Raw genomic sequence first — 22,361 nt, forward strand, 5'->3', positions numbered from 1 at the left:
TATTTTCTAAACTTCCTCATGTTTCCTTTATTTTCTAGTAACTTGGGTTAGTATTTGGTTAGTTTTATGGTTAGCATTTACAGACGGATTTGATTAAGTTTTTCCTTCAATTCATCCTGTATATTTTCTGTTACGTGACTATAAATTCTCAAAGTAATAGACTCATCTCTATGGCCTACACGCTCCATAATCGCTTTGATAGGTACACCCAGCTCAGCCAATAAGCTGATGTGAGAATGCCTAAGCATGTGAATGTTATAAGCCCGTCCCTCACCTAAAACTATATCGCAAATATCTTTGATAAATTTATACAATAAAGGTTGTCTCATAATATTTCCTTGCTCTGTTACAAAGATAAAATCTTCATCAAGACAATTCCGTCGGAAGTAGTCAATAACTTCTAAACAACGTTCACTAAGAACTATCGTTCTAACAGAACCAACCGTCTTTGTTGTCTGTAAAACTCTCTCATCATACTTATGAGCAACATAGTCGATGGTATGGTCAATCTTCAGAAGATGGTTTTCAAAGTCCACATCCTGATAACGAACCCCAATAAACTCAGCAAAGCGAAGACCTGTTAGAAAGATAAACTCCATTGCCAAAGCATAGCGCTTATCTTTGTGGTGACTTTCACAGTAAGACAAGACTAAACTCAACTCTTCTTTACTGATAAAGTGTTCCTTGGCCTTCTTTAGCTTTTCATAATCGACTTTTTGCTTGGGAATCACTACACTTTTCACAGGAGACTCTGAGATATATCCAACCTTTTCAGCATAGCCGAAAATACCATTCAAATAAATCTTACGATTTTTCCGTGTTGAGTTTTGAATATCTAAACTCATGAGGTAGGCCTGGATTAATTGCGTAGTATAATCGGATAATCTCAAATCTCCCACTGCTTCCATGAAAAATCTCAAGCATTTCATCTCACTTTTAAAGCTAGACGGTTTAATTTCACCACTTCGAATAGTCTCCCATTCTGTCAAAAGCTGACCAAAAGACATCTCCTCGATTTTTTGCCTTTTCAATTCCTCTTTCGTAGGAGCAGTGAGAACCTTATCAATTTTCCTTGCTAAACGGCGTTTAGCCTCTGCTTGTGAAACTCGAGATTTTGATTTCAGAGTCACAGTGACCTGTTTCCACTTCTGTTCTCGCTCATCATAAAACTTCTCATAATAGCGATATTTGCCATTATCTAGCTCTTTATAAAACATTTTTTCTCCTTTTACTTATCTTATAAGCAAAGGAAAGCTATGTAGCATAGCTTAATTATAACACAACTACATAGCTTCCTCATACTTCTTCTGTTTATATTGCAAAAACTGCTTGTATCCCTCAATGCTTATATATACTCTCTTATGAGATGGTTTTAAAATATAGCGTTGAAATTGTTCTATCCGTCTCATTTCCGTTAAATCATTATTCAATGTCTTTAAGGGAACATCAAATAGCTCTGAAATATTCTTTTTAGTTTTATATAAATTTTCCATAACACTCTCTTGTTTGATATAATAGAGATGATAAAAGACAATTTCTTTTATCACTTACTTGGCTTGTCAGTTGCTCCGCTAAAAGTGTCTGACAGGCTTTTTTCTTGCTCTAATTCCCACTTATTATTTAGACTAACTTGGGCTAACAAAAATTCTACTAATTCACCTTTATTCATGAAATTATTTTTTTCAAAATCATAATTTAGAGCAACTATAGTCTCTCGATTGGGAATCTTTCTCTTAACACTGTTAGCCTTTCTAGGACTCGCTTGGAAAAATTGGATATTATCTTCTCCCTGATAATTTTGCAGGGTAATAAGCGAATCAAATCGCCGTATAAACTGAGATAAATCTTCTCGCTCATTGTCCTTACATTTATAGAAAAATTCTAATGGATGTTTGGTACTTGTAACAATGATAATCCTCGCTGAAGGTAAGATATTCTTGTACCGAGCAGAGCTAAAACTGATGTTATAATTATCAAGCAACTTTAGCCAATCACTAGCTGTTAAACTTTCTCCTCTAACATCATCAAGTAAAAGGATTTCTTCACCATTTAGGTCATCCATGATATTTGTTCCAGCAGTAGTAGCTAAATCCCATTTTTGACCATTTCTCAGTGCCAAACTCTGAATTTTTGACGCCAACTCTTTAGCAAATCTGGTCTTACCTAACCCTGACTTTCCAAGAATAAATAGAACTGTTTTTTTGAACTCACCATTCTCTATTGCTTTCTTCGTTCTATTCCCTTTTATCTCACCGAGCACAGCAAAGGCCTCGTTTATCCTGGTTTTAAATGTCGTGTAAATCATGTGATACTTTTCATCTAATAGGATTTCTGATTTCCCAATTTTTTCTTGAATAATATCTAAAATAAGGTTATCAATTTCATCTTCTGAAAGTTTAATATCTTTCTTTACTCTTCCTTTTTTCCAGCTACCGAATCTCTCCTTAAACACCTCCATATAGTTCTTCCCAGCAGCGCTAACGACCTCTTGAGGGGCATATTGAAATTTGTTGCTTTCTTTACTGTGGATTAAATAAGAGAGTAAATTGTCGTAACCATATCTCCCACGTTTAGCTTTTTCAATATATTGTGGTTCAATTCCAATTACATCTGCCAACTTAGAGATAGGCATTCCTTCTGAAAGTTTAAATAATAAGTGCCCGTGACTATCTATTGGTTTTGTATAAAACTGTTGTGTTTCAACATCATACAGTTCCTCTTCATCTTTATCATGAATAATTCCATATGCTTCAGACACCGTGGTTATCTCACTAATACGTTTGACCATCTCATTAAGGAGGGGTGCAATATCTCCCCCTTTAGCTTCTGTAATAAAGCTAACATCCCAATCCTTCCAATACTGCTTAGAAAAATATTGAACAACCATAAAGCACTGGATTTTGGATTCTTTTGTCATTAATTTAACTCCTTTTTCTAATTATTGCTTTAATTATTCAGGTTAGACTAGTTGACAAGCCCAGTCTAACCACGCGCGTTGAATAATTAAAATTAAAACCACAAGTATTGTTTTTGTTTTGAAAGATTAAAACTTCAAAAACTGAAAATCAATACAGTATCTTACAAAAACCATTTCAAATTTCCACTACTTCTACTCCAGATTGGTCGTGCTCTAATTTCTATAAAAAAACTCATCAGCTTACCTTTTCTCACTAACTTTTTGAATTATCATTACATATTTTGATGATAGCTATATCTCATATCTGTACCTTATCACAGCAGTCATAGATATTCTTACTCTGTCTACATTGTCTCACTGCATTCTGACGTGACATCTGCTCGCTTGTCTTCTCTGACTGCGTCTCACGAATGTCACTACTGTTCAAAGAACAGTTCATTTGCTCAACAATTTGACTTCGTAAAAATATCAAATCTGCTGTAGAAAGATAAAATACATTAACATCAAATAGACATCATTCAAAACATGAATTATTTCTACGTCAAAATCTCTAGCTTCAAAATGTTAAATCTGATTATATTTTTTATAAAAATGGTAGAGTTTGCTAACAAACCAATTTTGATTGAGCCAGTTTTCAAATTTTTCAATCTGATTTTTAGTATGCTCGAACTGTTCAAGTGTTTTTTCAGATTCTCTTTGAAGTTCGTCATAAGCTCTTTCAAATTCAATAACAGCATCTTGTACATCAAATAATTGATCATTTGAGCGCTCAAACTCCTTCTCTTTTTTATCAATCTCAATTTTTAACTCTTCAATTTCATCTAAGAGTTTATTTTTTTCGTTTGATAATGGTTTTAATAATTTAGACACTCGATTTTCAATGTTTGATACACGTACCGAACCTGTTTTCTCATCAGATTCAACCACCAAACCTAAATATATAGGCTCCTTATTGGCAGAATAATCATATCCGATAATAGAATATTTAACATCCTTTGTTAGTTTTATTCCGAATTTAGCTTTTCTTTGCTCATCAAATGTAAAACCGACAATCCTACCTCGAACCTCTTCCTCAAGAATATCATCAGCAAAAAATATTTGAGCCATTATTTACCTCCCTCTAAAACAATAAAATCTTCACATTTAAAATAGACATCGTCTTTGATTCTTACAGCAGATAGATGCTCAAACTTTATTGCTACAATATCTTCGGGCAAGCTTTCATATCTCTTTGAAGTCTTCACTTCGAATGGTGGCAGTCCATTCCCCAGCTGATAAAACCAATATTTGTACCCATCAATTTCCCATCTTTCTGTTTCCTTATTTTGTTTAAAGGATTCTTGAGGAAGAGACGGAAGCCAAAATACTGGCTTGTTCTTTTTAATCAACGTATTAGCAAATTCTTCGCTATGTTTATTTTGTTTCAATAATTTCGGTAGCTTCATTGCACTCTCCTTATTTATTTAGGCACAACTTTTTTTCAAAGTTATTCTGTGATATTCTATAATTATAGAAGTTGATATCTGAGCTCTTTATTGATATCTATCTTAATCATACTCGAAAATCATGACTTCTGCATTTGCGATTTTTTGCAAAAAAAGTCACTTTCAAATCTATAAGCAAGTTAGAAAAAATCAGTTATATCAACACTTTAAACGTTTTTAAAAAAAGAAGTTTTTATGATTACTAAAATTCAGAAGAAAATAATTAGTCTAGAATCACAAGAAATATATCTTCAATGCCAAACTTTTGAAGATTATCAGGATAAATCATCTAAATATTTTCAAAAAATTATACATAGTCGTTATTTTGATAGTTCTAACAATTTTCTTCAACTCTCTTTATCTGAATTAATAACAAGTACAAATAAAGACACTGCTTTAATAAATAATTTTCTAAAACAGTATTTGAGTTCAAATATTTCTCTAACTAGACTGTTAAAAGTTTACTATGCAATTTGGGAAATATACGTACTGCACAAAGAGACTATCGATAACAACTCTCAAATACGAACTACTTTCGACAATAATGTAATAAAGATTATTAAAATTTCACAAAAATATCTTAATAAAAACTCAATACATTTTGAAGATAAGAAAATTTTCGAGCACAAAAATGACATGCACTTATTCTCAGAAATACTACAATTAGAAATTATCAGAAATTGGTTCAAAACCGACTTACTATACTCTATGAAAGAAGTACAGCTACTTCTTAAAAATGGTTCTCTAGCTTCTACAAACCTAAAGAACTATTCCCCTTTAAACGAAATCAAAATTAACACTTTAAACAAACTAAAAAATAAGATACTATCTGAAAACTCTGACATGATAGAAGAGATGGTTAGGTTTCAACATGAACATTATATTTCTGGAAAATTTTTGAAAGAAATAATTGCTAGTAGTAGTAACATAAAAAGACAAGTAATAAAAGAAAACTATGGACAATCTAAAAAAACAGACATTGATTATTGGAAATCAAGAGAAAACAGACACAAGGATAGCTTAAAAAATTTACTCTACTCTCTGTCACCTCAAGAGAAAAAGGCATGGGATAAAGAAATATCTGAAAATATTAAAAAGATTTATAGACCTTTATATATAGGTCATATTTATCTAAACATATTTGCTAGCAAAACTTTCTCTGAACTGCAAAACTCTGATTTCGACTATAAATATCTGCAAGAGATAACTGCCATCTCCTTTGAAGATATTTCCAAAATAGAAAGTGATATTGAAGTTTATTTAAAAATTGTAACTCTCAACTTTAAAGCGTTCAACAAAATAAAACAGTCGTTAAATGTAAACTTCTTTAACGAATTGAAAATACATACAACAAACTTTCAAACACCTGAACTCAAAAAAATTTTATATAGGCATTTTAATGTTCCACTCGAAAGTAAGATAAAATATGGTACTGATTCGGAGAATAAAAGCATTGACATCCCAGAAATACAACGTTATTATCAAATAATGTCAAGAATGAAAAGAGACATCTTAAGCGAATTAGAAAAGTTAGAGTACGATTCTACTAAGATAATCTCTAATTTATTTACATTATCTGATAAAAAAATAAAGCACTATTCTGATACATTCATTATAATTTAAAAGAACACATCGCCCGATGTGTCCTTTGGTTTCTCTATAAGAGTGGAAAAGACTAAAAACTACGCTATTTCCACTCTTATAGAGAAAAATATGTTAGCTATTTAACTTTTTTCAACTTAATCGTTCCAAATGTATGTGTTATATCTTCCAACAAAATCGTATTAGCTGACACCTTAAACGTGGTCTCGTTCCCACTATTATCTTTAATAGTGCCTTTCTCTAAGTCAATTGTCACACGTTGACCATAGATACTTTTTCTACGACTACCATTTTCAGTTACAAAATGAATATCAATTGTCCCTTGATTTCTTTCTTTTATCTGTAAAACATATCGTAAAGTAAGTTCTTCTTCGTTATCCTCATATGAATCATCTGTATAGCCTTTTTTTTTCATACACATAAGCACCAATCAAATCCTCATAATTGACTTCTGATTTCATTTTAGAGGTCGAAGCACATGCACCTAGACTAAACAGTATCACCGCTATAAATAATAATTTTATAAAATTCTTTCTCTTATCCAACTCTTACTCCTTTATAATTTTATTACCAAAAATGGCGCTCCCATCTTTCAGCTCGTTCATTCTGCTTCCTGAGTTCTTCTGTATTCTTCTCCATTTCCTTCATAGTCTCTGCGTGCTGTCGTTCTCTACGTTCACTTGCATGTCGAGTTTCCTCAGCTGCTTTTCTCTGAGCTATTTCAATACGAATCGTTTGCTCTTCCCTCTCCAATAAATTTAATGCTTCTCCTAACGTTCGAGCTTGTCCATATTCAAACTTTTGTAAAATAAATCTTAGAAAAGCATCATCTTGAAAATATCTATCTGGGATATTAATAGAATTCCGTAAACTATGAAGTTGAGATTTATAGCGTTTTAATCTGTCTTCAGCATTTTGAAGCTTTAAATTAACTTGGTTCAGTTCCTCTTGCACCTTTTGCCTTTCAGCAGGTTTTTGTGCATTATCAAACATATTTTGAGGTATGACCACATCTTCATAATATTTTCGATTACGCTTAACCTGTGCGAAACTATAAACAATCCATAAAACAATTAGTATCAAAACAATAGGTATAGACCACATAGGTATTGGAATCAAAAGTTGCGATGGGTCTGCTATTATACTATCTAAAAATTCTATGGGCTTATAAATCATAGAATGTTCAAATTCAAAATTCTGCCTATCTAAGAGAGCTTCTACAATCAATATTACAAATGCAGAAACAAATAATACAATTGTCAAAATGATAGAAAAAATAAAAAAGACTATGTAGGATGTTAAAGAAAAAAGATTAAAAATTGTAAAGCCTCGTGTCCGTATTGCCCACTCAAAATCTTCAATATTAGTGCTAGCATTTTTTATTTTCTTTAAAGATTTTACTTTCTTTGGGATACCTCTTTTCAATGTATAAATTTCAGCTTCAGTTGAAGGTATCAGACGATTCTTTAAATTTAAATATTGCCTAATTGCGGATTCAATATCCATCTTTATACTCCTATTGTATTGTTTTTTATCTATTTTAACATAAAAATGTGTATTTTACTATACATTTATTGGTTTTTAGATAGCCGATTGTACTTAATATTCACTTAAAAGGATAGTAAAATAGTACAAAAGAGGAATTAGATGGATGGAAGCCAATCAACTGCAAAAATATATCTCAAATAGAATAAGAGAATGTCGCAAAGAAAAAAATCTAAGTCAAGAGCAGCTCTCTACCCAAGCAGGCCTAGGTATTAAAGCGATACAAAATATAGAGAATCTAAAATATGATTTCAAAATACAAACACTCGAAAAGGTACTCACAGCCTTAAATATGAGCGTTGAGGATTTTTTTGATTTTCCTTTTTCGGACAACTCTGTCCCCATAACTACATTAGTTGGCAATATATCCGACTTATCAGATACCAAAAAGTCTAAAATCATTTCTTCCTTCAACGAGATTGTTAAAAATATAGATTAAAAGAGGAACTCACTACGAATTCCTCTTTTTGTGTGCTACTTTTGCTTTCCTTTGGTTAGTTTCTTGGTTAATTTATACTTGTGCGAATTTTATTAGTTCTTAAAACAGACATTTCTAAACCTTAGTATGTGTATCAAAAATCTTCATGCTTTACTTCCTTGTATTTCCTGCCTTTCATTATACCAAAAATGACCTAAAAATGCAGAAGCCGCTCTATCCAAACCAGAAAAACGAGGAAATTGTTATTCGTCAACTATCCGTATCCAAATCTCCCATCGGAATAATGAGCCAGAAAGACAATAACAGCATTAATACAAGTGGAGGGAGAATGTAGGAAATCCCCGTACTACTAGCAAGGGCTATCAAGAGCATGGATAAAATACCTGGAACAGCCATGCTAAATAGGTTAATAGCTGACTGGATGGCTCCCATAGACTCTTCTGGTATCAGGCTGAAGACAGATTTCTGCAATCTAGGACTCAGCAGACCTACCGCAACGGCACAAGCAAAAGTCGCTATCAAGACAAGTAAAAAATCCTGCAAGAAAAAACCGCAAAGAATAAAGCCTTCAAACAATTGGCTAGCATACATAGCAAGCTTGGTTGACAGTTTTTTCAGTAAACTGCCACTCAAAATGTTCCCCAAAATCAATCCCGCAGAACTGAAAACAATCAGTAAGGCAAGAGACTGACCGACCTGCAGATTTCCAAAAGGTTTTTTGAGCAATAGCAGAGTCGCTACTGGCGTCAGGATATTTAGAATAACTTGGCCTAAAGATGAAATCAAGAGTAGCCTCACAACATCTTTCAATCCCAGCAAGACTTTCAGAGAAGCTAACAGGTGCTTCCAATAATTTGCTTTAGTTAACTCCTTATCATTGCTGAGGGTCGGCTCTAAGTCATGCAGATTCTTACTAATCTGTCTAAATCCCAAGTAGGCCAGCACAAAAGTCAAGGTATTTAGGCCAGCCAAAGCTCCGATGCTCATCCAAGTAATAAGAAAACCGCCAGCTAGATTGCCCAAGATATGAACCAGACTCATACTAGCCTGCCGAAAGCCCATAGCAGATGTCATATCTTGCTCAATCACCTTGATATAGACAGGTGTCAGCATGGCACCTGAAAAATAACTCAAACTATCCGACAGAAAATTTATCAAGCAAATTACAAGCAGAATCAAGAAAGAGAAGTCTTGCCCAAACAGCAAAAGCGTCACCAAACTGTATAGCAGGACCTTGCTGAACTGTATAAGCAGATATTTCTGGGTGCGGTTCTTTTGAAAATCGGCCACAACTCCAGTAAAAACTTGAATGAACTGGGGCAAGGTTTCAGAAACCGAAATGATGAAAATCGCAAGCGGAGCAAAGGAATAGGCAGAAACATAGTTCATCAAAGCTAAATAAAATACAATATCGCCAAAACCTGAAATCCATTGATTGATGAGCAACTGACGGAAATTTCTATTTTTTAGAAAGATGTTCATAAAGTGATTCCTTTATTTTTATTAGACCTTTGTTTAACAGAATAATAGCATTTCATTAAAGGTTTGTCAATTTGTAGTTAAATGATTGTTTTACAAAAAATAAAAACCTAGAATAAATCTAGGCTTTCTTCAGCTATTTCAAGTCCTGCTTGAACTTGTCTATAATTTTTTGAATCAATTTTTTATTGACTGTGTATTTCACAGAATCGTCATCCATCACAAGCTCCAGCAAGCCAGAGTTTAGCAACTTCTGCGTATGGAAAGAGATAGAAGCTCTTGTGAGTCCTAGCTTTTTCGCAATATCCTTATTCTTGGCATGTGGCTGAATCAGCTCAATCAAGACTTTATAGCGAGTTTCATCTCCAAGAGTTTTTAAGGTCAGAGCGAGCGTTTCATCATCAAGCTCCGATCCTGTCTGGGACACCTGGGAACTTCTCGTCGAAACGACCAAGAAATAAGAGCTAAAATCAGGAATTTTTTCAAAAAAGAAGTCTATAAATATGGGCGATAAGACAAAGACATGTGTTTCATTCCCAAGCAACTTAGCTTTCAGCGCTTCATCGTCAAACATGTCAGATAGGCTAAAGTCTTTTTCAAAAACCAAGACTTCCTGCTCAAACTGATCATAAATCGGCTGATAAAGTTTGAAGACTTCTTCCAGTAAGAAAGCTAGCCGATCCCGCAGCTGCTCTGGATGCTGAATAGCTTGATACCAATACCATTTATTCTCTGGAGACTTGTCACTAGCCTCTAGAAAAGCCAACAAATCTTCCTGACTTCTATTGGCAACTTTCCCAGCAGAAAGCTTGAGTTCTAGACAATAGAGGATTTTATCTGTGTCTAAAGCTCTCAAACACTTCAATAATTCCTCTAAATTGCTTGGATCTTCTCCTTTTTCCAGTAAGTAGAGATAAAGTAGCGGTGCCAGCCCTACCGTAGCTTCTTCAAATAAACCGACCGCAACCAGCTCGGTTTTCAGAGGAAGTAAAGCCTGATAAAGCTGATCATAATAAGGCTGTACATCAAGCAGTAGCTCCTTTTGATCCTGTCGCAAATCCTTCCACATATACTTATCTTCCCTTGAAACGATAGCAGGTACCATGAGAAATTCATATATTTTACTACGGTAATGAAGATTTTTTAGACCCATGGACTCTTTCCTTTCTTGTATTATTCTCTCGACCTCCGACCAGCAAAGCCAGACTATTCCTGCCTTTCATTATACCAAAAAAGTCAGACAAACGGACAAGAGCTTTTTTCTCTTCGTCTGCCCCAGCAGGTATTTATCATTCTTTCAGTGCTTGACAGGAACCGAATTTGTCGTTTTTTGATAATTTTTTATTAATTTTCGATAGATTGTTATTGATTATCGATATATTTTGTGATATAGTAAGTAAAAATAGAAATTATTATTTGGAGGAATCCATGTCAAAGACAAGACAAAAAACAACTGAAGATATGAGCATTGTGCTTACGAAAATCAGCCTCAACCTTTTATTTATTGCTTCCATTGTCCTGATAGCTGTTGGACCTTGGGTTGTCAAGCTAGTCATCGAATTTCCCTCTCCTTTCTTTCAAGGGGAAACTCGCTTTTGGATTTTACTTCTGCTCGGCTATGTTCTGGGCTGCCTGGCTCTGGCCTGCATTGTGCATCTCTATCGGCTCCTCAGCCGCATTGGCAAGAATCAGGTCTTCATTAAACAAAATGTTCAATATATGCGCTATCTGGGCTGGGAAGTCGGGATTGTCGCCCTCATTTCTTTCTTTATGGGCTTAACAGTTTATATGCCTATGCTCCTCGTAGCCGTTTCTTGCTGCATTTTAACCTTGATTATTCGGGTGATCCGCAACGCTTTTGGCAAGGCAATTGAGCTGCAAGAAGAAGTAGACTACACCATTTAGGAGGGACTATGATTCAGATAAATTTAGACCTTGTCATGGCGCAAAAACGGATTAGTGCCGGACGCTTAGCAGAATTGATTGACCTAACACCAGCCAACTTATCTATTCTAAAAAACAATCGAGCCAAGGCTGTCCGTTTTTCAACACTCAATGCTCTCTGCCGTGAATTAGACTGCCAGCCTGGCGATATTTTGGAGTATATCCCTGACGATGAGGAGGAGAAATAATTATGGAATATCCAGTGCAAGAACAGATGAATACCCAGCCTTATTTGCCCACAGATGAGGAAAGACAGACCATCTTCACAGGCTTAGAGGACAAACAACTACGATTTTTTAAAATCAGCTATCCGCTTCTTTATCTTTTCACCTACTTTTATTCTGCTGTCTTCATTAATAATCAAACCCTAGCCTTTTTTCCTGTCACCATTGGCTTCGTACTATTGAGTGAAGCTCTTATCAAAAAATTAGACTATCCATCCTTGCAGATAAAAAATCTTGACAGCGGGTTAGAGGCTCGAATCTTTCTTATCATGACACTAGCTCAGGCTCTAGCTTTAAGTATCTGGGGACTTCATCGCCAGCTAGAATTTTTCCAATTTCTAGCCATCCATATCTCATTCGCCTTTTATATCCTATCCCGCACAGGTTGGTTAAGCCAAGGGCGTTTGGGTATTCTGGTCTGGTTTGACACGATTCAAGCTTTCTGCATCCTACCCTTTAAAAATTTCATTGCTGCTATTCTGGTCTTTATACAAGGTAATCAGTCTGATACTTCCGACAGTTCTGATGGTCTGTTTTCAAAAAGACTCCAGCAGCTTGCTATTATAGCCAGCAGTTTCTTTGTCGCAGGAATCTTGGTCTACTTTGTCTGGTCCCAGCTGAGTCAAGTTTCAGACAGCTTTGCCTCATTCTTCAGCAATACCGCTGATTTTATCGAGAATCTACTTGACTCCCTCTTTTCAAGTATTGATAGCAGCGTGATTCTCTTCCAAGCCTGCCTAGCTGTCCCCGTCAGTCTTTACTTGTATGGCCTCATAGCTGGCAGTCTGTTAGATAAAAAAGATACTAAACTTAGCTACAAAAAATTTCAAGCAAGCATTCGCCCCTTGCGAGTCGCTCCTGCTTTCGCAGCCTACATTATCATCGGTAGCCTCTGCCTGACCTATGCACTCTTCTTCCTGACCGGTCTGAGTGAGCTTGGTCAGCTCCTAAGCGGCGGAACAGTGGTTCAAGCTATTTCTCCACAGAATGCTTCGACTGTCGCCGTAGCTGGCTTCTGGCAGTTGGTTCGGGTATCCATTCTCAACTTTGCAGTTCTAGGCGTCTTCTATCTGATTGCCCAAAAACCGCTCTGGGACCAGAAAGGAACGCGACTAGCAGCTACTATTCTCTTTATCTTTGCAGGCTTACTGGCCTTGCTAGCCGGCTGGAAATTATTTGGCATCTACATCTACCTCTACGGACCAACGCCACTGCGTCTGATTTCAGCTTGGTTCATCCTAGTGCTCTTAGTCTGGTGCCTACTGACTCTGATTCGTTTCTATAAACCTATCCAAGCTATTCGTATCGGTATCTTTTACGCCCTGATTAGCTTTACCTTGCTCTGCTATCTTTACCCAATGCTTTTACCAGTGGGAAAATAAGCAACTGTTCATAACTACAGACAAAAAACCAGAAAGAATATGATTTCCTTTCTGGTTTTATTTTGGTTGGAACGCTATACTCAAACGTCACCAAACACTTCATTCCTCAGCATCAATGTCTCTCTGCCCATCTGTGTCTTGCAGACTGAATTTCCTAAGAGACATAGAAAAACCAGCGGTCTCGAGTCTCCGCTGGTTTCTTGATAAATCGTTTGGATTATGCAGCCAAAACTTTGCGTCCTTTACGACGGCGAGCTGCCAATACGCGACGACCGTTTTTAGTTGACATACGGTTGCGGAAACCATGTTTACGCGCACGACGGATTTTACTTGGTTGATAAGTACGTTTCACGATGAATACCTCCTCTTAGATTCTTGTATTCGTTTAGCCGGCTAGTTGTGATCAGTTACTAAACATACCTTACTATTCTATCTGATTCTATTCCGTTTGTCAATAGCATTAGGATAAATGTTTGTTTTGAAAGCGCAATCATTTAAATCGAGTCACTTCATAGAAGGGAACCAAGCTAAGTATAGCCTGCTGGAGCTCGGACAAAACCTGCTGCTTGGTTGGAGCCTGAGACAGATTGACATCCCTCTTTAACCAAAACTTTAGGAACCGAGCTGGCGATTTTTCTCTGTTCCTTCGAAATGCTGACTCACACCCTCTATCTGGGCAAAATAATAGGTCGGCATCTTGATTAAAACAGTCAAAACTCGGTTTTGCTTGGCTAGACTCTGATCATTCTTTTGACACTTGATAAAACTGCCCTCCAAGGAAACGCCGAAATCTGCAGACTTCCCATACAGCCCCAGAACAAACATAGGCCCGGCCACATCACCATGATCCTTCAGATAGTTCCAAAAATGCGGCCGTAAAATCTGAGCCTGATTCACCAATTACTGGTCCTCTCCAGACTGAGCTTGGGATAGAGAACCTGAAATTCTCGAACCAAATCCGAAACTCCTGACGAGCCTCCTGCCCTCTGGCTTTCAAATCTAACATCATCTCTCGCAGGCCTCCTGCCTTGTCTGGCGAATTAAACTTTCTGCCTTGCTCAGCCAGAAAAACTTCAATAGCTGGGAAAAGTGACATATCATCCCCTTCTGGGTATTCTTCTCTTTATGAATTTGATGAATAGGAAGAAATCTCCTTCCAAGTCAGCGAAGTCAGATCTAAGGGAGTTTTTGAGCCTAAGCCAAAAATAGAGTTCGCACTGCGTTCATCAGCAGGCTTTACCCCAGCTACCTGAAATTCTCCCTCTTTTTCTATATCAAAGCCTGTATTATCACTCCTCAATTTATAAAGATAACCGTTAGCCTCAGAGTGCAATGAATGCCAGCATGCATAGAATACCGTCCCATCTGTATATATCATAGCACTCTCTCTGCTTCCACCTGCCAAAGCAACCCTCGATTGTGCCAAATAAGTCGAAACTCCTCGATTCAAGTAATAAATAGCTGCTAAATAATAATCACCATTCGTAGACAGATGCCCCGTCAACAATTCTGCTGTCCCATTACCATCAATATCATAAAATGTATACACCTGAGCATGCCCCTCAGACTGATCAGCCTTTAATTTGTCAAGGGTCGAAGCATATAAGAGTTCGTTTTGCTTAAACATATCAGTCATGCCTGAACGGGACTCTCTTGATGATTCTGCAGATGCTTCAGAAGCCTTAGATGATATTTCTTTACTTTCTGAAGTCTTTTCATCCTTCCCTGATGTCCTTATCTTTTCTGTAGTTGATGAAGAAAAATCCGACTGATTTTTCATATTTTCGTGGCCACAGCCAACGAGCATCAAGAAAGTAAGCGCCACAAGAATAGCTTGTTTTTTCATAAATCATTCTCCTGTCCTTTACAGACATAGTACAAAACCAGCCTTTCAGCTGGTTAAGATTTATTCTGAATCAATATCCACCACAACATAGCGGTTAGGCTCGTCACCTTCTGAATAGCTGGTCACACCATCAATTCTGGAGATAATTCGGTGGATAATTTTGCGCTCATTATTGGACATAGGATCTGTATGCTGACTGCGACGGTCTTCCAGAGCCCGCTGAGCCAACTTTTGCGCATAGCTTTGCAAAACTTCCGCCCGATGTTCCACATAGTCATTCACATTGATAGAAATGTAAAAGCTCTTGGAATATTGATTGTAAAGATAGTTTTGAGCCAAAAGCTGGAGGGCTTTCAAGACTTTCCCATGATAACCAATCACGCGCCCTGGTTCATTGGTATCAATCTGCATATTGATTGTCCGGCGATTGTAGTTACTAGAAAGGGTCGCCTCAACATCCATCTCATCGACAATCCTTTGAACATATTCTGTCACATTAGCTACGACTTCCTCAATATCATAATTTTCCTCAACCTGGATTCCCAAATCAAAGAAAGATGATTCTGCCGGCGCATCTGAGACAGGTGTCTCTTGACGAGGGACTGCTTTTTCAAACGAAACAACCTTATCTGTTTCTTTTTGACCAGCTGTCTCATTGATGGCTTGGCTGGTTTTTAAAAGATCAATCGTACCTGTTTCTTCTAAAATGGTGTTAGCCTGTTTATCATTTTTCAGGATTTGAGCTTTGACTTCATCTGAAACCAGCTCGCCCTCTTCTTCAACTTTTTTGATGGCCGCAACCACACGTCCCAAGTCAACCGTTGCTTCACTAACACTCTGTACTGGCTCATTTTGAGCATTGATTTCCTCAGGAACGCCTTTTACTGCCTTTTGGTTGGCCTTGACCACTGTCGTTTCCGCAATCGGCTCCACATCTACCTGTGCTGGCTTTTTGCCAAATAAACCGAGAAAACCTTTTTTTTCACGCGAAACAACTGTAATATGTGCTCTCATTCGGGGAATGTCCAGCGTTTTTAGTCCATTTTGAATTGCTTCTTCAACACTTTCTCCTGTAAATATAACCATCTGCAAGAGTCCTCCTTCTTACTTTTTCTTTTTCTGTGCTTTTTTCAGAGCACGTCTCTTCTTCATTTCCATCTGGCGTTCTGCCTTTTCCTTCGCTTTGCGTTCAGCAATAATCTTAAACGGATTGCTTAAAAGCAAGGTCTGAGCAACCTGATAAGCATTGGACACTGTCCAATAAAGGGCGACCCCGCTGGCTGCATAAACCGCAAAGAAGAAAATCAACACCGGCATGGCATACATCATAGCTGTCATCCCGCCATTTTTTTCTGGCAATGCCTTATTGGACAGCCAAGTACTGAAGAAAGTAAAGAGAGCAGCTAAGATCGGCAGGACAAAAGTCGGGTCCGTCGCTCCCAGATTGAGCCACAGGAAATGCCCCGTTTTCAAAAATTCAACCCGTGTAAGAGCCTGGAAAAGCGCCAACAGCACCGGCATTTGGATAAATAGCGGAATAAAAGAAGCATAGGGATTCACACCCATTTCTTTATAAAGCTTGTTCGTCTCCTCCGCTAAGGCTGCCCTACTTTCCATATCCTTGCTTGGATATTTCTCCTGAAGCTTCTTGATATGAGGCTGAACTTCCTGCATCTTCCTTGAAGACGTCGTCTGAAACTGGAAGACTGGCAGCAAGACTGTCCGAATAATCAAAGTGAAGAGAATAATACCGATTCCTGTGCTTCCATTAAAAGACAAGAAACGAATCGTTTCTGCAAAGAAATAAACTAATTTTTCCCAAAAATCGCTTGAATTGGCTGTTACTTCACTGGTCCCGCAGGCCGTGAGAATGAGCAACGAGGCCACTAAAAGAATTCCTATTTTACTGTTCTTTTTCACAAACAAATCCTTCCTGATAAATTTTTGCAATCTTCAAGACATGCAATAAATTTTGTTCTACTTGGTGGTAGTCCAGAGTTTCAACTCCCTTGCGGGCAATGACGACAAAATCAGCTTTAGCCAAGTCCCCCTGATACTTAATCAAAACATGCCGAATTTTTCTTTTGATGCTGTTGCGGACAACAGCATTCCCCAGCTTTTTACTGACGGAAATCCCCACTCGAAAGTGCTTCTGATCTTTTTCCAATTTATAAACGACAAACTTTCGATTGGCAAAATTCTGCCCGTCTTTAAAAATCGCATTGAAATCTTTTTTGCTCTTGACGCGATAGTTTTTTCTCAAAACTCAACTCCATCCACCAAAATTAACTCTATTATACCATATTTTCCCAAAATGCCAATAAGGGTCGGCTATTTCGAGAACACCGCTATTTCTCAGGAAATTTCTAAGCAGAAAAGCTATGAAATTTATAATATTCTGATCAAATTTAAGGGCAGACATAACAAAGATAGTACGATAGTCACAGGTTCAAAAAGCAGGAAACGAGCTTCCTCATTTCCTGTTTGTTTTATGATTTGAGTTCGTTTTTGGCTCTGGCCAATTCCTTACGAATCTGGGCAAAGCCAGTACCTCCCAGAGAATTGCGGCGCTGTACGGCCGTCTGAGACTGCAAGGTCTGGTAGATATCCTGCTCAATTAGAGGTGACACTTGCTGATAACGCTCCAAGGAGATATCCTGCAGATAATAACCCGCCTTGCTGCATTCCAACACTAATTTCCCGACAATTTCATGGGCTTCTCGGAAAGGTAGGCCTTTTTTGGCTAGATAGTCAGCTAGCTCAGTCGCATTGGAGAAGTCCTGCTGGGTTGAGGACAGCATGCGCTCTTTATTGATCGTCATGCTGGACAGCATGCCCGCCATGATATCCAGAGACTTCTGGATGGTATCTACTGTATCAAACATACCTTCCTTGTCTTCCTGCAGGTCCTTATTATAAGCTAAGGGCAGGGATTTCATGACTGTCAAAAGACTGATTAAGTGACCATAAACTCGGCCGCTCTTGCCCCGAATCAGCTCTGCCATATCCGGATTTTTCTTTTGCGGCATGATGGAAGAGCCTGTGCTAAAGGTGTCTGATAGACTGACAAATCCGTATTCATAGCTACACCAGTTAATCAGCTCCTCGCAGAGACGAGACAGATGCATGATAAGAATGCTGCTATTTGCCAGAAATTCTAAGATGAAGTCTCGGTCACTAACCGCATCTAGGGAATTATGGTAGATGTCTGCAAATCCCATGAGCTCAGCTGTTCGCTCCCGGTCAATCGGAAAAGTGGTCCCAGCCAGGGCCGCTGCTCCCAAAGGAGATAGATCAGCGTGTTTGAGGTTGAAAGTGAATCGCTCACTGTCCCGGCTAAACATCTGATAGTAGGCCAGAAGGTGATGGGCAAAGCTGATGGGCTGAGCATGCTGGAGGTGAGTATAACCCGGCATAACTGTCTCGACATGCTCTTCTGCCAAGTCCAGTATAACCTGCCGCAGATGAAGGAGTTTGTCCCCAATCTGCTGGAGCTGGTCCTTGAGATAGAGGTGCATATCCGTTGCCACCTGATCATTTCGTGAACGAGCCGTATGAAGCTTACCGGCAACTGGACCGATTTTCTCGGTCAGCAGGGCTTCCATGTTCATGTGAATGTCTTCATTGGTCACATCAAACTCAATCAAGCCAGCTTCATAATCAGCCAAGAGCTCTTCTAGACCTTTCTGGATGGCCTTAGCCTCCTCTGGAGCAATAACCCCCGTTTCACCCAGCATCTGAACGTGAGCCAAACTCCCTCGCAGATCGTAAGGAGCCAAGCGATAGTCGAAGCCGATGCTAGCGCCAAATTCTTCGACCCAGGCTTCTAAAGAGCCTTCAAAGCGACCGCCCCATAGTTTATGATTTGCCATAGCTGCCTCGCTTCCTATTCTTCAGCATGAGCCTGGACTTCCGCATGAACCTTAGACGGTAGACCCCAAAGTTTGATAAAGCCAACAGCTGCATCCTGATCAAAGGTATCTGCGCTGGTATAAGTGGCTAGATTTTCATCGTAGAGAGAATTGTCTGACTTACGGGCAACAACCGTGGCCGAACCCTTATAAAGCTTGATCTTGGCCGTTCCGTTGACCACTTGCTGGGTTGACTTGAGATAGGCAATTAAAGCTTCTGTCGCTGGATTAAACCAAAGACCATTATAAATCAGATTAGACAACTCGTTTTCGATGATGGGCTTGAAATGAGCCAGTTCCCGTACCAAAGTCAAATCTTCAATTTCCTTGTGGGCTGCAAGCAAAGTCACAGCGCCTGGACATTCGTAAACCTCACGCGATTTAATCCCAACCAAACGATTTTCCACATGGTCAATCCGACCAACTCCGTGCTTCCCAGCCAAATCATTGAGCTCCAAAATCAAATCAGCCAACTTCATGGTCTGACCATTCAAAGCAATCGGCATACCAGCCTTGAAGTCGATTTCCACAAACTCTGGCTTGTCTGGTGCATCTTCTGGTGCTACCGTCAGATCATAGGCATCTTCTGGTGGCGTATTCCAAGGATTTTCTAGAACACCACATTCATTAGCCCGACCCCAGAGATTTTGATCGACTGAGTAAGGACTGTCCAGATCCGCCGGAATCGGTACACCATTTGCCTTAGCATAATTAATTTCTTCTTCCCGAGACCATTTCCACTCCCGAACCGGAGCAATGACCTTGAGATTGGGATCCAAGGACGCTATGGCGACTTCAAAACGGACCTGATCGTTTCCTTTTCCAGTACAGCCGTGGGCAATGGTGGTCGCTCCACTTTTGTGGGCAATTTCTACCAATTTCTTGGAAATCAATGGTCGACTCAGAGCAGAAACCAGCGGATATTTTTGCTCGTAGAAGGTGTGCCCCTGCAAGGCTACTAAGACATAGTCTTCTGCAAATTCATCCTTGACATCAATGACATGGGATTCAATGGCTCCGACTTTCAAAGCCTTGTCGTGGATGAAATCTAGGTCATTTCCTTCTCCTACGTCCATACAGACCGCAATAACATCGTAATCTTTACTCAGCCAAGTAATAGCAACTGAAGTATCCAAACCACCCGAATAGGCTAAAATGACTTTTTCCTTTACCATGTGACTACCTCTTCCTTCTACTTAGTTTTTATTTTTATACATTCTACTGTATGAAAATACTTATGTCAAGAGGAAATTTAATATTTATCCAAATATAATCAAAATTTAAATTTTTATTCAAAATTACTATATTATATACTGAACTTAGAAATAGAAAAAAAAGAGTCTGTTAAGACTCCTTATTTCACACGATAAAAAACGTCTGGATGCTCAGAGATACTTTGGGCAATGATGAAGCGATCTTGGCTGGTATCAGTCGGATCCGTTCCATCGGCCGTCTTATCTGCAGGTAAGCTCTTTCCCGCAGGAATAATGAGAAAAGCAGCACCTGTAAGATTATTCCAGCGAATCCCTACTAGGTAAAGGCCATTTTCATCAAGTTTAGCGTAATCTGTCTCTAGCTTTGCGACATCTGATACGATACCTCGTTCATCAAATGTATAACTAACACCATTGGCATCCTGCCAGGTACCAATCATGCTAGAAAAATCCCCAGAAGCTATAGCCTGCATATCCAAACTGGAAGTGACCGCAGGCTCTTGGGTGCTGGAAACCGAACCTTCCTGACTTCCCACCTCCCTAGAGTTGTCTGTCGAGCCTGCACTTTTTTCAGACTTTTTGGAAGAAGCTGAGCTAGTCGAGCTAACTTTGGAACTGCTAGAAGGCGAAGTCGGCTCTTCTTTCTTTTGACCGCAGGCTACCAGCACGAGTGAGGCTGTCAGTGCTCCGGCCAAGATAATCATCCATTTTTTCATTTTTGCCTCCTTACCATATTTTGGTATACTTTTAATCTAATTGTGACATAAAAGTGAAAGTTTTGAAAGCAAAAACCAGCTCGAAAGCTGGTTAATCTTATTGAATTTTTTTCAACATATTGTCGATATGCTGGATAGATTTTTCACGACCTAGCAGGTAAATCGTGTCCGGTAGCTCTGGTCCGTGCATTTCACCTGAAACAGCAATCCGAATCGGCATAAAGAGGTTTTTACCCTTGATTCCTGTTTCTTTTTGGACTGCTTTGATTTGTGGGAAGATGTTTTCTGACTTGAAGTCCTCATCAGACATGGCCTCTAATTTTTCCTTGAAAGCTGTCAGCACAGTCGGTACCGTTTCACCGGCCATCACTTCTTTCTCAGCTTCCGTCAACTCTGGGAAATCTGAGAAGAAAAGGTCTGTCAATGGAACGATTTCATCCACTGACTTCATTTGTGGTTTGTAGAGCTCTACCAATTTCTCAGCCTTGTCAGTCAAGCGTCCTGCTTCTTCCAAGAACAGTTTTGCCATGGCAAAGATTGTCTCAAAATCTGCATTCTTGATGTACTCATTGCTCATCCAGTCCATCTTTTTCTGGTCGAAGGCTGCTGGAGACTTGCTGAGGCGATTTTCATCAAAGAGCTCAATCAATTCTTGACGAGAGAAGATTTCATGCTCGCCACCAGGATTCCAACCGAGAAGAGCGATGAAGTTAAAGACTGCTTCTGGCAAGTAACCTTTTTTACGATAATCTTCGATAAACTGCAAGGTATTGGTATCGCGTTTTGACAACTTTTTACCCGTTTCAGAGTTGATAATCAGGGTCATGTGACCAAACTCTGGTGCTTCCCAGCCTAGAGCTTCATAGACCATGAGTTGCTTAGGTGTATTGGCAATGTGGTCATCCCCACGGATAACGTGGGAAATTTTCATATCATGGTCATCGATCACAACGGCAAAATTGTAAGTTGGATAGCCGTCTTTCTTTTGGATAACCCAGTCGCCACCGATATTGCCACCTTCAAACTCAATTTCACCCTTGACCATGTCAGTCCACTTGTAGATACCAGCTTCATTGACAGCCAAACGAACCGTTGGAATGATGCCTGCTGCTTCGCGTTCTGCGATGTAGGCTGCCTTCTCTTCCTCTGACATGCCTAGAAACTCATTGATATAACGCGGTGTTTCACCAGCTGCTTCCTGACGTTCGCGTTCAGCCGCTAATTCTTCTTCTGTAACGTAAGATTTGTAGGCCTTGCCTTCGGCTAGCAATTGGTCAATGTATTTCTGATACAATTCCAAACGTTCTGATTGGCGATAGTTTTCATGTGTTTCAGGGCTTTCATCCCAATCCATGCCCAACCAACGAAGGTTTTCAAGCTGTGAACGTTCACCATCTTCGACATGGCGCTTGCGGTCTGTATCTTCAATACGGATGATAAAGGTTCCACCGTGGTGACGAGCATAGAGGTAGTTAAAGAGCGCGGTCCGCGCATTTCCGATGTGTAAAAGTCCCGTCGGACTTGGTGCATAACGCACTCGAATATCTTTTGTCAATTTTCGATCTCCTATTTGGGAATAGCAGGAAGGTCTTGCCCCTGCTTTCGTATTCAAACGTTATTATTATATCACATTCTCGACCCAGAATCCGCTGAATCGC

The 22,361-nt window shown here is 38.9% G+C and carries 23 protein-coding genes and 1 pseudogene; 5 read left to right on the forward strand and 19 right to left on the reverse strand.

Annotated elements, in window-relative coordinates; all coding sequences use genetic code 11:
* Positions 1-77 precede the first annotated feature (77 nt).
* The 5 genes from AC5FEC_RS04725 to AC5FEC_RS04745 all read right to left on the reverse strand — a co-directional run bounded on the left by AC5FEC_RS04725 (position 78) and on the right by AC5FEC_RS04745 (position 4,362).
* A complete protein-coding gene (locus tag AC5FEC_RS04725; RefSeq protein WP_493661457.1) occupies positions 78-1,217 on the reverse strand; it encodes a tyrosine-type recombinase/integrase in 1,140 nt (379 codons plus the stop codon).
* A gap of 66 nt (positions 1,218-1,283) precedes the next feature.
* Entirely contained in the window at positions 1,284-1,493 is a 210-nt protein-coding gene (locus AC5FEC_RS04730) for a DNA-binding protein (protein ID WP_493661458.1), read from the reverse strand.
* A gap of 50 nt (positions 1,494-1,543) precedes the next feature.
* Positions 1,544-2,917, reverse strand: a complete 1,374-nt coding sequence (locus AC5FEC_RS04735; RefSeq protein ID WP_493661459.1) for a Rep family protein — start codon at positions 2,915-2,917, stop codon at positions 1,544-1,546.
* Positions 2,918-3,481: 564 nt separating this feature from the next.
* Positions 3,482-4,024, reverse strand: coding sequence for a hypothetical protein (locus tag AC5FEC_RS04740; RefSeq protein WP_493661460.1), 543 nt, complete (start codon positions 4,022-4,024; stop codon positions 3,482-3,484).
* Positions 4,024-4,362 carry a hypothetical protein gene (locus AC5FEC_RS04745; RefSeq protein WP_493661461.1) on the reverse strand — a complete coding sequence of 113 codons (339 nt, stop codon included), beginning with the start codon at positions 4,360-4,362 and terminating at the stop codon, positions 4,024-4,026. The genes AC5FEC_RS04740 and AC5FEC_RS04745 overlap by 1 nt, the downstream gene beginning before the upstream one ends.
* 234 nt (positions 4,363-4,596) lie before the next feature.
* Between AC5FEC_RS04745 and AC5FEC_RS04750 the strand changes: the two genes are divergently transcribed.
* The gene (locus AC5FEC_RS04750) at positions 4,597-6,024 is read left to right on the forward strand and encodes a hypothetical protein (RefSeq protein ID WP_493661462.1); all 1,428 of its coding nucleotides are present in this window, start codon (positions 4,597-4,599) and stop codon (positions 6,022-6,024) included.
* A 97-nt stretch (positions 6,025-6,121) separates the two neighbouring features.
* Here AC5FEC_RS04750 and AC5FEC_RS04755 read toward each other — a convergent pair whose 3' ends face one another.
* Together AC5FEC_RS04755 and AC5FEC_RS04760 are read right to left on the reverse strand one after the other, a co-directional pair.
* Positions 6,122-6,418: a hypothetical protein gene (locus AC5FEC_RS04755; protein ID WP_493661463.1), complete on the reverse strand. Its 297-nt coding sequence runs from the start codon at positions 6,416-6,418 to the stop codon at positions 6,122-6,124.
* Positions 6,419-6,570: 152 nt separating this feature from the next.
* Positions 6,571-7,509 carry a hypothetical protein gene (locus AC5FEC_RS04760; RefSeq protein WP_493661464.1) on the reverse strand — a complete coding sequence of 313 codons (939 nt, stop codon included), beginning with the start codon at positions 7,507-7,509 and terminating at the stop codon, positions 6,571-6,573.
* A gap of 145 nt (positions 7,510-7,654) precedes the next feature.
* Here AC5FEC_RS04760 and AC5FEC_RS04765 point away from each other — a divergent pair, with 145 nt between their 5' ends.
* On the forward strand, positions 7,655-7,987 hold the full coding sequence (locus tag AC5FEC_RS04765) for a helix-turn-helix transcriptional regulator (protein WP_485792950.1): 333 nt from the start codon (positions 7,655-7,657) through the stop codon (positions 7,985-7,987).
* A 249-nt stretch (positions 7,988-8,236) separates the two neighbouring features.
* Here AC5FEC_RS04765 and AC5FEC_RS04770 read toward each other — a convergent pair whose 3' ends face one another.
* Positions 8,237-9,469 (reverse strand): MFS transporter, encoded by a 1,233-nt coding sequence (locus AC5FEC_RS04770; protein ID WP_493661465.1) that lies wholly within the window; start codon positions 9,467-9,469, stop codon positions 8,237-8,239.
* Between the two features lie 133 nt (positions 9,470-9,602).
* A complete protein-coding gene (locus AC5FEC_RS04775; protein ID WP_493661466.1) occupies positions 9,603-10,619 on the reverse strand; it encodes a winged helix-turn-helix transcriptional regulator in 1,017 nt (338 codons plus the stop codon).
* A 275-nt stretch (positions 10,620-10,894) separates the two neighbouring features.
* Here AC5FEC_RS04775 and AC5FEC_RS04780 point away from each other — a divergent pair, with 275 nt between their 5' ends.
* From AC5FEC_RS04780 to AC5FEC_RS04790, 3 genes are read left to right on the forward strand one after another with little or no spacing between them, the layout of a single operon-like run.
* Positions 10,895-11,371 carry a DUF2975 domain-containing protein gene (locus AC5FEC_RS04780; protein WP_493661467.1) on the forward strand — a complete coding sequence of 159 codons (477 nt, stop codon included), beginning with the start codon at positions 10,895-10,897 and terminating at the stop codon, positions 11,369-11,371.
* Positions 11,372-11,379: 8 nt separating this feature from the next.
* Positions 11,380-11,598, forward strand: a complete 219-nt coding sequence (locus AC5FEC_RS04785; RefSeq protein WP_002899126.1) for a helix-turn-helix domain-containing protein — start codon at positions 11,380-11,382, stop codon at positions 11,596-11,598.
* Positions 11,599-11,600: 2 nt separating this feature from the next.
* A complete protein-coding gene (locus AC5FEC_RS04790) occupies positions 11,601-13,016 on the forward strand; it encodes a DUF4153 domain-containing protein (RefSeq protein ID WP_493661468.1) in 1,416 nt (471 codons plus the stop codon).
* A 217-nt stretch (positions 13,017-13,233) separates the two neighbouring features.
* Here the strand turns inward: AC5FEC_RS04790 and rpmH are convergent, their stop codons facing one another.
* The 10 genes and pseudogenes from rpmH to gltX all read right to left on the reverse strand — a co-directional run bounded on the left by rpmH (position 13,234) and on the right by gltX (position 22,258).
* The gene (rpmH, locus tag AC5FEC_RS04795; protein ID WP_000831902.1) at positions 13,234-13,368 is read right to left on the reverse strand and encodes a 50S ribosomal protein L34; all 135 of its coding nucleotides are present in this window, start codon (positions 13,366-13,368) and stop codon (positions 13,234-13,236) included.
* A 138-nt stretch (positions 13,369-13,506) separates the two neighbouring features.
* Positions 13,507-14,112 (reverse strand): annotated as a pseudogene (locus tag AC5FEC_RS04800) (HI_0552 family protein).
* A 27-nt stretch (positions 14,113-14,139) separates the two neighbouring features.
* A complete protein-coding gene (locus AC5FEC_RS04805; RefSeq protein WP_493661469.1) occupies positions 14,140-14,862 on the reverse strand; it encodes a hypothetical protein in 723 nt (240 codons plus the stop codon).
* A 60-nt stretch (positions 14,863-14,922) separates the two neighbouring features.
* Entirely contained in the window at positions 14,923-15,948 is a 1,026-nt protein-coding gene (gene jag, locus AC5FEC_RS04810; RefSeq protein ID WP_037616637.1) for an RNA-binding cell elongation regulator Jag/EloR, read from the reverse strand.
* Positions 15,949-15,966: 18 nt separating this feature from the next.
* Positions 15,967-16,782: a membrane protein insertase YidC gene (locus AC5FEC_RS04815; protein WP_493661470.1), complete on the reverse strand. Its 816-nt coding sequence runs from the start codon at positions 16,780-16,782 to the stop codon at positions 15,967-15,969.
* Positions 16,766-17,125, reverse strand: a complete 360-nt coding sequence (gene rnpA / locus AC5FEC_RS04820; RefSeq protein ID WP_148881343.1) for a ribonuclease P protein component — start codon at positions 17,123-17,125, stop codon at positions 16,766-16,768. Before rnpA ends, AC5FEC_RS04815 begins: the two co-directional genes overlap by 17 nt.
* A 226-nt stretch (positions 17,126-17,351) precedes the next feature.
* Positions 17,352-18,734, reverse strand: coding sequence for an argininosuccinate lyase (gene argH / locus AC5FEC_RS04825; protein WP_493661471.1), 1,383 nt, complete (start codon positions 18,732-18,734; stop codon positions 17,352-17,354).
* A 14-nt stretch (positions 18,735-18,748) separates the two neighbouring features.
* Positions 18,749-19,948, reverse strand: a complete 1,200-nt coding sequence (locus AC5FEC_RS04830; protein ID WP_062201190.1) for an argininosuccinate synthase — start codon at positions 19,946-19,948, stop codon at positions 18,749-18,751.
* Between the two features lie 179 nt (positions 19,949-20,127).
* Positions 20,128-20,703: a DUF6287 domain-containing protein gene (locus AC5FEC_RS04835; protein WP_493661472.1), complete on the reverse strand. Its 576-nt coding sequence runs from the start codon at positions 20,701-20,703 to the stop codon at positions 20,128-20,130.
* Positions 20,704-20,800: 97 nt separating this feature from the next.
* Positions 20,801-22,258: a glutamate--tRNA ligase gene (gltX, locus tag AC5FEC_RS04840; protein WP_493661473.1), complete on the reverse strand. Its 1,458-nt coding sequence runs from the start codon at positions 22,256-22,258 to the stop codon at positions 20,801-20,803.
* Between the last annotated feature and the right edge of the window lie 103 nt (positions 22,259-22,361).

It is taken from the genome of Streptococcus sp. STC1396 (assembly GCF_058933875.1).